At 40.6% G+C, this 14,969-nt stretch carries 13 protein-coding genes; 10 read left to right on the top strand and 3 right to left on the bottom strand.

The window, feature by feature from the left end; translation table 11 throughout:
• Window positions 1-159 precede the first annotated feature (159 nt).
• Window positions 160-1,053 (top strand): LysR family transcriptional regulator, encoded by an 894-nt coding sequence (locus tag H5117_RS17485; RefSeq protein ID WP_182738774.1) that lies wholly within the window; start codon window positions 160-162, stop codon window positions 1,051-1,053.
• Window positions 1,054-1,097: 44 nt separating this feature from the next.
• Here the strand turns inward: H5117_RS17485 and H5117_RS17480 are convergent, their stop codons facing one another.
• Both H5117_RS17480 and yegQ read right to left on the bottom strand, forming a co-directional pair.
• Window positions 1,098-1,970: a DMT family transporter gene (locus H5117_RS17480; RefSeq protein ID WP_182738773.1), complete on the bottom strand. Its 873-nt coding sequence runs from the start codon at window positions 1,968-1,970 to the stop codon at window positions 1,098-1,100.
• 258 nt (window positions 1,971-2,228) lie between these two features.
• Window positions 2,229-3,614: a tRNA 5-hydroxyuridine modification protein YegQ gene (gene yegQ, locus H5117_RS17475; RefSeq protein WP_182738772.1), complete on the bottom strand. Its 1,386-nt coding sequence runs from the start codon at window positions 3,612-3,614 to the stop codon at window positions 2,229-2,231.
• Window positions 3,615-3,889: 275 nt separating this feature from the next.
• Here yegQ and ndk point away from each other — a divergent pair, with 275 nt between their 5' ends.
• The 9 genes from ndk to der all read left to right on the top strand — a co-directional run bounded on the left by ndk (window position 3,890) and on the right by der (window position 14,380).
• Window positions 3,890-4,321, top strand: a complete 432-nt coding sequence (gene ndk, locus H5117_RS17470; protein ID WP_002961288.1) for a nucleoside-diphosphate kinase — start codon at window positions 3,890-3,892, stop codon at window positions 4,319-4,321.
• 170 nt (window positions 4,322-4,491) lie between these two features.
• The gene (locus tag H5117_RS17465; RefSeq protein WP_002961289.1) at window positions 4,492-5,622 is read left to right on the top strand and encodes a bifunctional tRNA (adenosine(37)-C2)-methyltransferase TrmG/ribosomal RNA large subunit methyltransferase RlmN; all 1,131 of its coding nucleotides are present in this window, start codon (window positions 4,492-4,494) and stop codon (window positions 5,620-5,622) included.
• A gap of 126 nt (window positions 5,623-5,748) precedes the next feature.
• Window positions 5,749-7,587 (top strand): type IV pilus biogenesis/stability protein PilW, encoded by a 1,839-nt coding sequence (gene pilW / locus H5117_RS17460; RefSeq protein ID WP_182738771.1) that lies wholly within the window; start codon window positions 5,749-5,751, stop codon window positions 7,585-7,587.
• Window positions 7,584-8,450 carry a RodZ domain-containing protein gene (locus H5117_RS17455; protein WP_182738770.1) on the top strand — a complete coding sequence of 289 codons (867 nt, stop codon included), beginning with the start codon at window positions 7,584-7,586 and terminating at the stop codon, window positions 8,448-8,450. Before pilW ends, H5117_RS17455 begins: the two co-directional genes overlap by 4 nt.
• 5 nt (window positions 8,451-8,455) lie before the next feature.
• Window positions 8,456-9,574 carry a flavodoxin-dependent (E)-4-hydroxy-3-methylbut-2-enyl-diphosphate synthase gene (gene ispG / locus H5117_RS17450; protein ID WP_182738769.1) on the top strand — a complete coding sequence of 373 codons (1,119 nt, stop codon included), beginning with the start codon at window positions 8,456-8,458 and terminating at the stop codon, window positions 9,572-9,574.
• 136 nt (window positions 9,575-9,710) lie between these two features.
• Window positions 9,711-10,991 (top strand): histidine--tRNA ligase, encoded by a 1,281-nt coding sequence (gene hisS, locus H5117_RS17445; protein ID WP_008168943.1) that lies wholly within the window; start codon window positions 9,711-9,713, stop codon window positions 10,989-10,991.
• 19 nt (window positions 10,992-11,010) lie between these two features.
• Entirely contained in the window at window positions 11,011-11,631 is a 621-nt protein-coding gene (locus H5117_RS17440; protein ID WP_182738768.1) for a tetratricopeptide repeat protein, read from the top strand.
• Window positions 11,632-11,641: 10 nt separating this feature from the next.
• Complete coding sequence (gene bamB / locus H5117_RS17435) at window positions 11,642-12,820, top strand: outer membrane protein assembly factor BamB (protein ID WP_002961301.1); 1,179 nt, start codon at window positions 11,642-11,644, stop codon at window positions 12,818-12,820.
• 93 nt (window positions 12,821-12,913) lie between these two features.
• Complete coding sequence (gene der, locus H5117_RS17430) at window positions 12,914-14,380, top strand: ribosome biogenesis GTPase Der (RefSeq protein WP_024597862.1); 1,467 nt, start codon at window positions 12,914-12,916, stop codon at window positions 14,378-14,380.
• Between the two features lie 60 nt (window positions 14,381-14,440).
• Here der and H5117_RS17425 read toward each other — a convergent pair whose 3' ends face one another.
• Window positions 14,441-14,944, bottom strand: a complete 504-nt coding sequence (locus H5117_RS17425) for a zf-TFIIB domain-containing protein (RefSeq protein ID WP_182692298.1) — start codon at window positions 14,942-14,944, stop codon at window positions 14,441-14,443.
• Between the last annotated feature and the right edge of the window lie 25 nt (window positions 14,945-14,969).

Raw genomic sequence — 14,969 nt, 5'->3', positions numbered from 1 at the left:
AGTTACGTTATTTACCAGTCCACCTTATTTAAGAGTTATTAAATTAAAATCACATAAAATTTGATTGCCTAATTTCAGTTCTCCCCCCTTTAATCTCTAATGAAATTTTAAAGCGTCGCTTTTAATATTGCCTACATCCTAAACAATAAAGTAGTTCTGATGGCAGCTAGTTATTCTCTCGATGATTTACGTTACTTTTGCACCATAGTAAAACTAGGTAGCTTTAAAAAAGCATCAGCAAATCTTGATATGTCACTATCAACCTTAAGCCGCAGAATACGTCTATTAGAGCAAGCTCTTCAATTAACGCTACTCAATCGAGATGCCCATCGAGTAACGCTAACGCATACTGGCGAGTTATATTACGACCGCTATCGCAAGTTATTTGAGGAAGTAGAGTGTATTGAGCAAGCACTTTGTGATGAAAAAGACCAACCTAAAGGGAAAATTAGGATCTGTGCCCCCATTTACATGGGTAAACATTTTTTAAGTGCTATTTTTTGTGATTTTTTACTGCAGTATCCCGATATTCAACTAGATTTACGCTTTTCAAATAACCTTATTGATATTGAAAAAGAAGCGATTGATATAGCATTTAGAGTAAGAAACCCTGCCATTGATAATTGGGTTATTAGAGAGCTTAAACTTATTCATAATGTGCTTTGTGCTCACCCAGACCATGATTATCAATCCATCACTCATCCTAAACAATTAGAGCAGCACCCAAAAATTGCGTGCGTTGGGTTGGTTCCGTGGCAATTAAACAATCAGCCAACGAGCGAAGAGTACAGTTTTAATCCAAACACACATGTTCGATTGGAGGTTGATGAAATTCAAATGATGAAACAAGCAGTTGAGTCTGGTGTGGGTATTAGCTACATCCCTGATTATATAGCATTACCACTTATTAAAGCCGGAAAGCTTAAACGCATTCTTCCTGATTGGCAAAGCAAAGGGCAGCCATTTTCTATGCTTTATCGCGACAGAAAACAAATCCCTTATCGAGTGCGTTTACTCATAGAGCATACACTGCAACACTTTACTAATATGTAGCAGTGTATACTTTTTACAGCAAAGTGATTAAGCTCATTCGTCTTTTAAAAACTAAGCCTTAGTACAATTACACCTAAAAATGCTGTTGCTAATCCTATCACTTCTTGGCGGGTAAAAGACTCTTTTAGAATGATGCGTGAGTAGAGCAAAATAATTAAAATGTTCATCCCCGAAATCGCTGAAACTAGCCCTGTATTACCAATAGCAAAAGCCGATATTATTGCAACCATGCCAGCCACATTAGTTAAACCAATAAGTAACCCGCACGAAAATGTTTTACCGGCAGACCAATACGCTTGAGAAGCGCCTTGCTCTGCTAACATTTTTTTGCGCTTTACTAACCAACTAATAGCAAAGAGAAAACTACCAAACCCGAACATCGACGTTAAAGTGGCGAATGTATCTGCCTCAAGGAGTGTTGATTGCTTACCCATTAAATCATTAAATGCAAAGGACAGAGCAGCCAGTAATCCCCATTGCGCACCTTGTAGGTTACTCAATGAGATATCGCTGGAGTAGCGAATAATATAAAGGCCGCCAAAAATAATAAAAAAGCCGATTAATTGAATAACGGTTAAGGTTTCTTGCCATAATAAAAAGGCAAACAAAAGGACAAATAAAGGCGTTAGCCCCGATAGAATACTAATTAAAGACGCCTTTCCGACTGAAAATCCTTTATGCAAAAATCCATTAGCCGCAAAAGATCCAAAGCCTAAAGCAAGCCCAACCGTAATATCTGCCCAGCCGTACCATGTATGTTCAAATATTACAGTACCTAACGCGCTGATTATGAACCCTACAAAAAAAACACCGAATAATAATAGATTACGGTTAATCTTTTTTTGCGACGTCCATTGGTACATTATCCCTCGAGCACCAAAAAAAACAGTTGCGAGTAATGCAAAAATTATCCACATACTAAAATGATTCCTTTAAAAACAACAATAGAGTATCTGTGCTGAGCGCTTTAACAACACGTGTTAAATTTGTAAGGCTAGTATATTTACTTTTTAAATTTTATAAATAAGCATTACTGGCAATATAGGTTTCATAAATGACATTTACATGAATGCAGGTAGGCAATTTTCGTAAAGGGCGTCATAGGCATAACTGCTCAGCTCCACTCTATAAATTATATAAGGTAATAAAATAGCTTTGAGCAGTTACTGAAGAGGCTAACTAGGTTGTTTAAATGGATTACGTGTATCTTGGTGATCCTCAAGATTACGCATTAAAATAGCGTGATCTAAGTTAATGCCGTTATCTAGCGGGATTTTTACAATGTGACCGGAGCCTTTAGCATCGCTAATACTTTCGCCTTTTTTGTTTTCCATATCTTCAAGCGTAAAAATAAAGTTACCTTGTGGTGTCATAAGCTCTAAAGAGTGACCAGTACAAAATTTATTTTTAACGTCTATTTCAACTAATCCATTTTCGCAGCGCCCAAGTACTTCACCCACAAATTGCTGCTTAGTTGATACAGAGTGACCGTATTCATAGTTTTGATAATCTTGGTGGGCATGGCGTTTTAAAAAGCCTTCGGTATAACCACGATGCGCCAAGTTTTCTAATGTTTTAAATAAGCTAGTATCAAATGGTTTACCAGAAGCCGCATCATCTATTGCTTTACGATAAACTTGTGCAGTGCGCGCCACATAATAAAATGACTTAGTACGCCCTTCTATTTTTAAACTATGTACACCCATTTTTGTTAACTGCTCTACGTATTGCACAGCGCGTAAATCTTTGGAATTCATAATATACGTGCCGTGTTCATCCTCAAACGCAGGCATATACTCACCAGGGCGACCTTGTTCCTCTAGAATAAATACATCGTTGCTTGGCGCGCCTTCACCCAGTGTAGGAATCATCTGTTTGGGGTCAATTTTATGTACCATTTCGCCAGTTTCGTTCTCAACACCAGGTTTTACATCGTAATCCCAGCGACATGCATTAGTACACGTGCCTTGATTTGGATCGCGCTTATTTATGTAACCAGAGAGCAAGCAACGCCCCGAATACGCCATACACAGTGCGCCATGTACAAATACTTCAAGTTCGGTGTCTGAGCAGAGTGTGCGTATTTCGGTTATTTCTTCGAGCGACAGCTCTCTTGATAAAATAACCCGTTCGATTCCCTGCTTTGCCCAAAATTGTACACTCGCGTAATTTACCGCATTTGCCTGTACTGATAAGTGAATGGGCATCGCAGGCCATTTTTCACGAACAAGCATAATTAAACCAGGGTCCGACATAATCAGCGCATCGGGCTGCATCGCAATAACTGGCTCTATATCACGTAAATACGATTTTACTTTCGCGTTATGCGGCGCAATATTAGACACCACATAAAACTTTTTATTTTGCGCATGCGCTTCACTAATACCAATTTGCAGCGTGTCTAAGTCAAATTCATTATTGCGCACACGCAAACTATAACGAGGCTGCCCCGCATAAACCGCATCTGCGCCATAAGCAAACGCGTAGCGCATGTTTTTTAAACTGCCTGCGGGGCATAATAATTCAGGAATAAAAGGCATTGAAGAAATAACGGGTAACATGTGCGCTCCATACATCGAACTGGGTTTAAACCAGTTGCATGAGTTTTACCAATTTGATTGAAAAATTAAGCATTAATCCAGTGAAATTGGTGTTATTGAAAAATACATAAACACAAGCGCAGCAGTATAAATATGGCTAATAATTTAAATTTGATCGAGATCATAAAACAGCAATCAAACTGGTTTTTAATAAAATTAGGATTTTTCACTTAAAACGCGTATAATTCGCGCCCGTTAATATTCACACTTTTACTTAAAATTATTGGAGCATAAAGATGGCTTTAGAGCGTACTTTCTCAATCGTAAAACCTGATGCAGTTGCTAAAAACCACATTGGCGCTATCTACAACCGTTTCGAAACTGCTGGCCTTAAAATCGTTGCAGCTAAAATGGTTCACCTTTCACAAGAGAAAGCTGAAGGTTTCTACGCAGAACATAGCGAACGTCCTTTCTTTGGCGCTTTAGTATCTTTCATGACATCTGGTCCAGTAATGGTTACAGTTCTTGAAGGCGAAAACGCTGTTCTTAAAAACCGTGAAATCATGGGTGCTACTAACCCTGCTGAAGCACTAGCTGGCACTTTACGTGCAGACTACGCTGATAGCATCGACGAAAACGCTGTTCACGGTTCTGATGCTGTTGAATCTGCTGCTCGCGAAATCGCGTACTTCTTCGCTGACGAAGAGCTTTGTTCACGTACTCGTTAATTCGAATTCGTTAACAAAATGAAAAGGGCTTTCGGGCCCTTTTTTAGTCATTACGCAAAGTATCCATAAGTGCATTTTTTGATATTTTACTTAATGATTAAAGTGAGTGAATTGTGTACAATTCGTCCTCGTAAATTTTTATCTCCACCGTCACCGATTGAGGTTGTTTCATGACCGAGCAAAAAAAGATTAACTTATTAGATTTAAACCGAGATGCAATGCGCGAGCTATTTGCATCGTTCGGTGAAAAGCCGTTTCGTAGTGACCAGGTGATGAAATGGATTTATCATTTTGGCGTAGATAACTTCGACGAAATGACTAACGTAAATAAAAAGCTTAAAGAAAAGCTTAAAGCTGAGTGCGAAATTGTAGCGCCAGAAATAACAGTTCGCCAACAAGCAAGCGACGGTACTATTAAGTACGCGCTTATTCTTGAAGGCGGCCAAGAAGTAGAAGCCGTTTGGATCCCTGAAAAAGAGCGCGCTACGTTATGTGTATCATCACAAGTGGGTTGTGCGCTTGAATGTACTTTTTGTTCTACTGCTCAACAAGGCTTTAACCGTAACTTAAAAGTATCTGAAATTATTGGCCAAGTTTGGCGTGTAGCTAAAGATATAGGCCTTGATGGTCATAGCGAAAAGCGCCCAGTGACTAATGTTGTAATGATGGGTATGGGCGAACCTTTACTTAATCTTAAAAACGTAGTGCCAGCAATGGAACTAATGATGGACGATTGGGGCTTTGGTTTATCTAAGCGCCGTGTAACATTAAGTACTTCAGGCGTTGTACCTGCTCTTGATTTACTAAAAGAAAAAATTGACGTAGCACTGGCTATATCTCTTCACGCACCCGATAACGCACTGCGTGATATTTTAGTGCCTGTTAATAAAAAGTACCCTATTGAAGAGTTTTTAGCGGCGTGTCGTCGTTATATCGACGGTTCAAAAGCTAATAAAGACGTAACTGTTGAATACGTTATGCTTAATGGCATTAACGACAGCACTGATCAAGCGCATGCATTAGTACAAACGTTAAAAGGCACACCGTCTAAGGTAAACCTTATTCCGTTTAACCCGTTCCCGGGTAACGAGTACACACGCTCAAGTAATAGCCGTATCGACCGCTTTTCAAAAGTACTACAAGCTGCAGGTGTAACCTGTATTGTGCGCCGTACTCGCGGTGATGATATTGACGCAGCTTGCGGTCAGTTAGTCGGTGACGTAGTTGACCGTACTAAACGTTTAGCTAAAAAGAAAATCCGCGACGATAACGCGATTGCCGTTAATATCCACCAAGCATAATCTGTAACAGCCTTATACGAATAAACCATATAAGGCTGTTAAGTTGTTTATTTTTAAATAAATGATGCAAGAGTAAAGCTTTTAGGTAAGATAGGCGACATGGACTAAAAATAAAGAGATAAGGTAATGCGATCTATACTTGCTATAACACTATCAACACTTGCCCTAAGTGGCTGTGTGAGCGAAAGTAGTTATAACGGCAGTAATAAACCCGTCGTCGAAAATAAAGTTAATAATACTGGCGCAGCACGAACACGAATTGCTTTAGCCCTACAGTATTTAAAAACGGGTAATAATTCTCAAGCCAAATACAATTTAGAACGTGCAGCAGCATTTGCTCCTGACCTACCTGAAGTACATTACTCTCTTGCTTATTATTACCAACAAGTGGGCGAAAACCCGCTAGCTGATAAAGCCTACCAAAAAGCACTTGAAATCAAGCCAGACGATCCTAACACCCTCAATAACTACGGTGTGTTTTTATGTGGCATTGATGAATACGATCGTGCAACTGATCAATTTTTAAAAGCCATTGAAGTACCAAGTTATATTCGCGTTGCCGAAAGCTACGAAAATTTAGCCCTGTGTGCTATTGAATTTGATGACTTTGAAAATGCAGAAAGCTACTTTCAACAGGCACTTAATCACAGCTCTCAGCGAACATCTACATTAATTAGCTTAGCCGCACTGTATTACGCAAAAAGTGACTTATACAAAGCCAGTGAACTTTTAAAACGCTATGAAAGTACGGGTCAAGTATCTTCTCGCGCATTAATGCTTAGCTATCTTGTAAAAAACCAAATGGGCAGAATTGAAGAAGCTGAAAAAATTTCCAACACTATTTTGCAAACTTACTCTACCAGTAACGAAGCCTATGCGTTAAAAGAGAAAAGAACACGCTTTAATGAGTTTGAAATACTGCGAGAAAAATACCGTAAAGCGCAGTTAAAAGAACTAAAAAATGACGCAAGCGGCACACACGTTAGTTCAAAACCAAAAATAAAAGTTATTAGAAAGAAACGTTCGCCAGAGGACGGTTCAACAAGCTTGGTAACAAACAACGAGCAAAAGACAGATAAAAAGCTCGCAACAGCAAATAACCAAGATGTAAATCCAGTTATAGCAAGAGAAGAGCAAGCTCAAGCATTGCCAAATACGCTCAGTACGCAAGCCGACGAAGCAACCGTAATAGCAAAACAAGTAACAACCCAAAAAGAAGAAGCTCCTAAAGTCGTCGCGCCAAGCAACCCTACCGATACATCGGCTGTTATGCTTGCACTTACTACTGAGCACGACTCTGCAGATTCTATAGTAGCAGCGCCTGAAAAAGCGCAACCTGTTTTAGAACCTCAAAAAGAAGTTATAGCAACAAAACAACCGGCTAAAGCCGATGACGAGGTAACAATAATCTCGTTTGGCGCACCTAAAACAGGCCAGTTTAATTCGCAGCAAACTAGTAACTACAGTAATTCTGCACCTGCAGTTACAAATCAAAAAAACAGTAGCGACGTGGTATTCTACGAAGCGACTAAAAACACAACCGTTTTTGAAAACAGTAACTATCAAAATAATGCTGATATTGAATTTAAAAGCTACGAAGCAGTGCAAAAAACTGAGCTTCCAATGCTTAATCCTAAAGTATCGCCTTTACGCGTGCCATTTCATGTAATTGCTGTTGGCGAAAACCTATTTAGCATTTCGGTGCGATACAATGTTAAACTACAAAAACTCCTGCAATGGAATGGTTTAAAAGAGTCGGATCGGGTAATGAATGGAAGTAAAATATACCTAAACGATCCTAATATTTATTACGAAATTAAAGCTGGTGATTCCCTTTACGATATAGCTACCCAGCGGCATGTATTAATTGATGAATTAATGCGATGGAATAAATTAAGTCCTGATATAGCATTAAAACCAGGGCACAGACTTTTACTAGTGGATCCAGACTCATACACATTATGAATGAAGAAAATACGCAAACACAGAGCGAACAGCCAACTGTAGGCCAAATACTAAAAAATCATAGAGAGCAAGCAAACGTTAGCATCGCAACTATCGCTGCACCGTTAAAGCTGTCTGAACTTCAAATTAAACGCCTTGAAAATGATGAATTTGCGTTACTAGGCCCTATCACTTTTGTTAAAGGCTATATAAAAAATTATTGCCGTGAATTAAAAGTCGATAGCGCACCTATATTAGCAATGATGCCGGCTCCACCAGAGCCGACCAAGCCCGCTAATATGCAAAGCTTTTCGCGCCGAACAGAAAAAGAAGCAAGCGACAGCCGTTTAATGTTTTTTAGTTATTTAATTTTAGCGATTGTTATTGGCTCATCTGCTTTATGGTTTTGGCAAAACGCCACCCCCATTGAAGAGCAAACCAGTAAAATAAACGTTGCCAACTCAATAATGAGTGAACGACAAGCAGCTCAACCCAGTATTTTACAGCAACAGCAACAAGCCGAAATTAACGACGAATCACTATTAGAATCAAAAGATACGCTTGAAACATCAACAAGCTCAGAAGCCGTTACAGAAATGGCTCCTATTACATCTAACAACGAAAGCCAAGAAGATGCTAGCAGTACAATTGTTATGAACTTTAACGGCGAAAGTTGGGTTGAAATTTACGATGGCGAAGGCGAAAAAATAGCATTCGGCGTTAAAAAAGCAGGCTACATTATGACCGTAAGCGGAACGCCTCCTTTTTCAGTTGTGCTTGGTAAGCATGACGCTGTAGACATTACTTTAAACGGCGAACCTGTAGATGTTTCTGCATTTCCTAAAAACCGTTTAGCCAAATTTACATTACCACTAGCAGAGTAGTCGCTATGTTTTCAGAATCCCCAATTAAACGCAGAAAATCCACCCGTATCAATGTAGGTAACGTCCCTATTGGTGACGGCGCCCCTATTGCTGTGCAATCAATGACCAACACCGACACCATGGATGTTGATGCAACCGTTGCACAAATTCAGGCAATACAAAATGCCGGTGCCGACATAGTGCGTGTATCAGTACCGACTATGGACGCAGCTGAAGCGTTTAAAAGTATTAAAGAACAAGTGACTATTCCGCTAGTAGCCGATATTCACTTTGATTACCGTATAGCCTTAAAAGTGGCAAAGTACGGCGTAGATTGTCTGCGCATAAACCCAGGTAATATAGGTAGCGAAGAGCGTATAAGAGCTGTGGTCGATTCTGCTCGCGAGCATAACATTCCTATTCGTATTGGTGTAAATGGCGGCTCACTTGAGCGCGACTTACAAGAAAAATATGGCGAGCCTACACCTGAAGCCTTATTAGAATCAGCAATTCGCCATGTAGATATATTACGCCGCCTTGATTTTGACCAATTTAAAATATCGGTAAAAGCATCAGACGTATTTTTAGCGGTAGGCGCCTATCGCTTACTCGCTAAAGAAATAGACCAACCACTGCATTTGGGTATTACCGAAGCGGGCGGCATGCGATCTGGCTCGGTTAAATCAGCCGTAGGTTTAGGTATGCTACTTGCCGAAGGTATTGGCGATACACTGCGAGTGTCGCTTGCAGCTGACCCTGTTCAAGAAATTAAAGTAGGTTTTGATATTTTAAAATCGCTGCGCATACGTTCGCGCGGTATTAACTTTATTGCCTGCCCTAGCTGTTCTCGTCAAGAGTTTGATGTAGTAAGCACCATGAACCAGCTAGAAGAGCGCCTTGAAGATATTATTGAGCCTGTATCGGTTTCGGTAATTGGCTGTGTTGTAAACGGCCCAGGTGAAGCACTCGTTAGTGATATAGGCCTTGCCGGTGCAAACCGTCGCTCAGGTTTATACATTAATGGTGAGCGCCAAAAAGCGCGTATTGACAACAACAACATTGTTGACCAGCTCGAAGGCTACGTGCGCGACTTTATTGCTCAAAAAGAGCAGCAAACACCTATCGATATTAAAATAGTCGAATAAATACCGTATAAAGCGCCAAACAGCGGTGTTTGGCGTTTACCTTTATGACCAGAACGCTATAATAGCGGGTCAATTTTTAGCATTCTTGTTGTGTAAGCATTTTTTATTACACATAAACAGCATTTAGGATTTATCAGTGGCAAAACAAATTCAGGCAGTTCGCGGTATGAACGATTGTCTGCCGGGCGATACACAAGTTTGGCAGAAAGTAGAAAGCATTTTACGCGAGACAGTAGCATCGTTCGGTTATCAAGAAATTCGTTTTCCTATTGTAGAATCAACCGACTTATTTAAACGCTCTATTGGTGAAGTTACCGATATAGTAGAAAAAGAAATGTACACCTTTGCCGATCGCAATGGCGACTTATTAACACTTCGCCCAGAAGGCACCGCAGTATGCGTACGTGCTGGCAACCAAAATGGCTTACTATATAACCAAGAACAACGCCTTTGGTACATGGGTCCAATGTTTCGTCACGAGCGTCCGCAAAAAGGTCGTTACCGTCAGTTTCACCAATTTGGTTTAGAAACATTTGGTATTGCCACAGCCGACATAGACGCAGAAGTTATTTTATTAACAGCGCAACTATGGGAAGCCTTTGGTATTACTGACCACGTTCGTTTAGAGCTAAATTCTTTAGGCTCTAACGAAGCGCGTGCAGATTACCGTGATGCGTTAGTAGCCTACCTTGAGCAACACATTGATGTGCTTGATGAAGACTCAAAACGTCGTATGTATTCAAACCCATTACGCGTACTTGATAGCAAAAACCCAGACGTACAAGCAATTTTAACTGATGCGCCTAAATTGTCTGAAAACTTAGACGCTGAATCAAAAGAACATTTTGAAAATTTATGTGAACGTTTAGACGCTGCTGGCGTCTCATATACGGTTAATGAAAAGTTAGTACGTGGTTTAGACTACTACAACCGTACCGTATTTGAATGGGTAACCGACAGCTTAGGCGCACAAGGCACAGTATGTGCTGGTGGTCGTTACGACGGCTTAGTTGAACAGCTTGGCGGCAAAGCAACGCCAGCAGTTGGTTTTGCAATGGGTCTAGAGCGATTAGTGTTATTACTACAAGCGCTTGAGTGTGTAGGTGACATTCGTCGTAATGCTGATGTATATTTAGCAGCAATGGGCGACAAAGCAAGCATTCAAGCTCCTGCAATTGCAGCGCAACTACGTAAAGACGTACCAGGTTTACGCGTTATGGTGCATGCGGGCGGCGGCAACTTTAAAAAACAATTAAAACGTGCTGATAAAAGCGATGCACTTGTTGCAGTGATTATTGGTGAAGATGAATTAGAAAAAGGCGTTGTGACCATCAAGTATTTACGCGAGCGTAAAGAACAAGTCACATTAGAATTAGAACAAGCTAAAGCGCTATTAGCTGAGCTTATTAACGGCTAAGCGAAAATTAGAGGTAAGAATGGATATTTATTCAACAGAAGAACAACAAGCAGAAGCCATTAAACGCTTTTTCCGTGAAAACGGCATTTCCCTTGCACTAGGCATACTTGTTGGCCTAGGTGGCTTATATGGCTGGAAAGCATATAACCAAAACCAAATTACTACCGCTGAAAAAGCATCAGATTCATATACAGCGCTTGTTGAAAGCGACGATGTATTATCTTCAGCTGATGCGTTTATTAGCGAAAATAAAGATACAAACTACGCAACACTTGCTGCATTTGTTGCTGCAAAAGACGCTGTAGAAGCAAAAAAATTAGATGTAGCAAGCGAAAAGCTAAGCTGGATAGTGTCTAATACTGAAAATACAGAATTAAAAGCAATTGCGATTACACGTTTAGCGCGAATTCAAATTGCACAAACTAAATATGACGATGCATTAACTACATTAAATGCACCATTACCTGAAGCATTCAATGCAAACGTTGCCGAGCTTAAAGGCGATATTTACACACAGCAAGGTAACAAAGATCAAGCACGTACTGCATACCAAGCAGCAATAGATGCGGGTGGATTAACAAGTAACCCACTATTACAAATTAAGTTAGATGACCTAGCAGTAACTAGCCCAGCGGCATAAGGTTTTAGGCATGAAAAAATTTACAACAGCAGCCCTTGCCCTATGTATGGCAACACTGATGGGTTGTTCATCAAGTGATGATGAAGATGAACTAGTACTTCCTGAAATTGTAAACCAATTTGAAACTGACGTTGTTTGGCAAGAATCTGTAGGTGATGGCGTAGAGCATTACTTTTCTCGTTTAACACCAGCTGTTTACAAAGATACTGTATATGTTGCTAGCCGCGAAGGCCAAGTAGAAGCGCTTTCGCTTACTAACGGCGATACCAAGTGGGAAACCGATGTACGCCAAGATTTATCGTTTTGGCCATGGGCTGACAACGGTAATGCAAAATTATCAGGTGGTATTTTGCAAGCCTATGGTAAAATTTATATAGGTTCTGAACACGGCTTTATCATTGCTCTTGATCGCGAAACCGGTGAAGAAGTTTGGCGTAAGAATGTACCAGGCGAATCACTGTCTAAACCGACAGCAGGCGATGGCTTAATATTTGTAAATTTAGGCTCTGGTAAATTGTTAGCCCTTCACCCAGATACGGGCGAAGAGCGTTGGAGTTTTGAACAAGAAGTTCCACCACTAACATTACGCGGACAAAGCTCGCCAACTGTTGCTAACGGTGGTGTATTAGTAGGCCTTGAAACAGGCAAGCTAAGCGTTTTAATTTCAGACAGTGGTTACTCAGCATGGAGCGCAGAAATTGCGGTTGCTAAAGGCGCATCAGAATTTGAACGCCTAGTTGACGTAGACACTCAACCGCTTATTAGCGGTCCATACGCTTACGCTATAGCTTACAACGGCAACTTAGCTGCTGTAGATATTCGCTCTGGCAACGTAGTTTGGAAACGTGAGTACAGCAGCTACCGCGAAATTGCGATGGATGCACAAACAATTTATTTAGTAGATAGCGATGGTGTTATTTACGCATTAGATAAAAATTCAGGTATTGAACGTTGGAGCCAACCCGCTCTACGTGGTTGGTACCTAACAGGCCCTGCAGTTGCAGGTAGCCACTTAGCTTTAGGCGACCAAGAAGGTAACCTACATTGGCTAAATAAAGAAACTGGCGAGCTAGTATCTCGAGAAGACTTTGACAGCTCAGGCTTTTTTGTTGAGCCAGTTGTTGCCGACGATAAGCTAATTTTATACACCCGTGATGGTGAAGTTAGTATGGTAAAAATACCAAACTAACTGACTGCTATTAGTATAACCTGCTAATAGTTAATTGTTTTTTGTAAGGCTTCGCACTGCGAAGCCTTTTGTTGTTTTTTAAAGAGGTAGTTTATGCTTCCCGTGATCGCTCTAGTTGGGCGACCCAATGTGGGCAAGTCCACATTATTTAACCGTTTAACACGTACTCGTGATGCACTCGTAGCCGATTTTCCAGGTTTAACACGAGATAGAAAATATGGCCAAGCTAGTTACGATGGCTATGAATTTATCGTGGTAGACACGGGCGGTATTGATGGCTCAGAAGAAGGCATCGAAATCGAAATGGCAGATCAATCTCTGCTAGCCATTGAAGAAGCCGACATTGTTCTGTTTTTAGTAGATGCTCGTGTAGGTATGACCGTAGCTGACCAAGCCATTGCTAATCACTTGCGTAAACAAGAGAAAAAGTGCTTTGTTGTTGCCAATAAAACCGACGGCATTGATGCAGATTCAAACTGTGCTGAATTTTACCAATTATCATTAGGTGAAATACATCACATTGCAGCTGCACATGGCCGTGGTATTACCCTATTACTTGAACAAACACTTCAGCCGCTTATTGCTGAACTAGCTGCTCAAGATGAAGAAGTAACAGGTGATGACGAAGAATTAATCGATCTTTACGAAGAAGGCGAAGGTGATGATACCGATCATCAAGCGTTTGCTGACAAACCTGTAAAGCTTGCTATTATTGGTCGCCCTAATGTTGGTAAGTCAACACTTACAAACCGTATATTGGGTGAAGATCGTGTAATTGTATATGATATGCCAGGTACAACGCGCGATTCTATTTATATTCCAATGACGCGTAACGACAAAGAGTATGTGTTAATTGACACAGCCGGTGTTCGTAAGCGTAAAAAAGTAAGTGACGTAGTTGAAAAGTTCTCAGTAATTAAAACACTACAAGCAATCGAAGATTGTAACGTGGTTTTACTTGTTGTGGATGCGCGCGATGGTATTTCTGATCAAGACTTAAGCTTATTAGGTTTTGCGCTTAACTCAGGTCGTTCGCTGGTTATTGCCGTTAATAAATGGGATGGCCTTGACGACTACGTTAAAGATCGTATTAAAACAGAGCTTGATCGCCGTTTAGGCTTTATTGACTTTGCACGCTTACACTTTATATCTGCACTTCACGGTACAGGTGTTGGTCATTTATTTGAATCGGTTGATGAAGCGTACGAGTCAGCAACTAAGCGTATTAGCACCGCAATGCTTCGCCGTATTATGGACATGGCTCAAGCCGATCACCAGCCGCCACTTGTTCGTGGTCGTCGTGTTAAGCTTAAATATGCGCATGCCGGTGGTTATAACCCGCCACGTATTGTAATTCATGGTAACCAAGTTCACGATTTACCAGATAGCTACAAACGCTACCTTATGAACTACTACCGTAAAGCACTTAAAATTATGGGCACCCCAATCAAAATTGAATTTAGAGAAGGTGATAACCCATTTGCAGGGCGTACTAATAAAGTAACGCTTTCGCAAAAACGTAAAATACGTGCGTTTGCAAAAGAAAACCGTAATAAATAAACTGCATAAGCGTTAATCTATTACAGAAAAACGGCGTACTTTTTAGTACGCCGTTTTTTATTACTGAAAATTAAGTAATGCTAATTGCACCAGCCGTTCAACTGTCGTGTCTTGAACATTTTTAGGCGCTTTGGGGTAATACTTTGATTTTGGCGGCTTAATAGTTATAAACCCATGATTGGTCGCCATTTCGTGGGCTAACAGCTTACGCTCTCGGGGGGTTAAATGGTTTTCGTGTATTTTTGCCAGCTCGCCGCTATCAAGCCATATGCCTGCACAACCAGGGCATTCGTCTATCTCAACCACTTTGAGCGGCGAAAAATACCGGCGCATCATCACAATACTTGGGCATTTAGGGCAATTTACTCGCGATAAGACTTCGCCCTCACCTTCGGTATAATTACTCAAATACTTAAGTAAAACCTGACCATGCTTTAACTCCGGCGAGCTAAATTTAAAAATTTGGCTGTTATCAAAAAATACGCCGCCTTGCGCTGACGTAAAAACAGTAATCCCGCCAACAAGTAAAGGTTCAAGTGGCGTATTACTACGAGGACAATACATTTAAAATTCCTTTTTATTTATTTTC

This window comes from Pseudoalteromonas sp. SG45-1 (assembly GCF_014164135.1).
Classification (GTDB): Bacteria; Pseudomonadota; Gammaproteobacteria; order Enterobacterales; family Alteromonadaceae; genus Pseudoalteromonas; species Pseudoalteromonas distincta.
The sequence above is the reverse complement of the archived record's forward strand: the minus strand, read 5'-3'. Positions and strand labels throughout refer to the sequence as shown.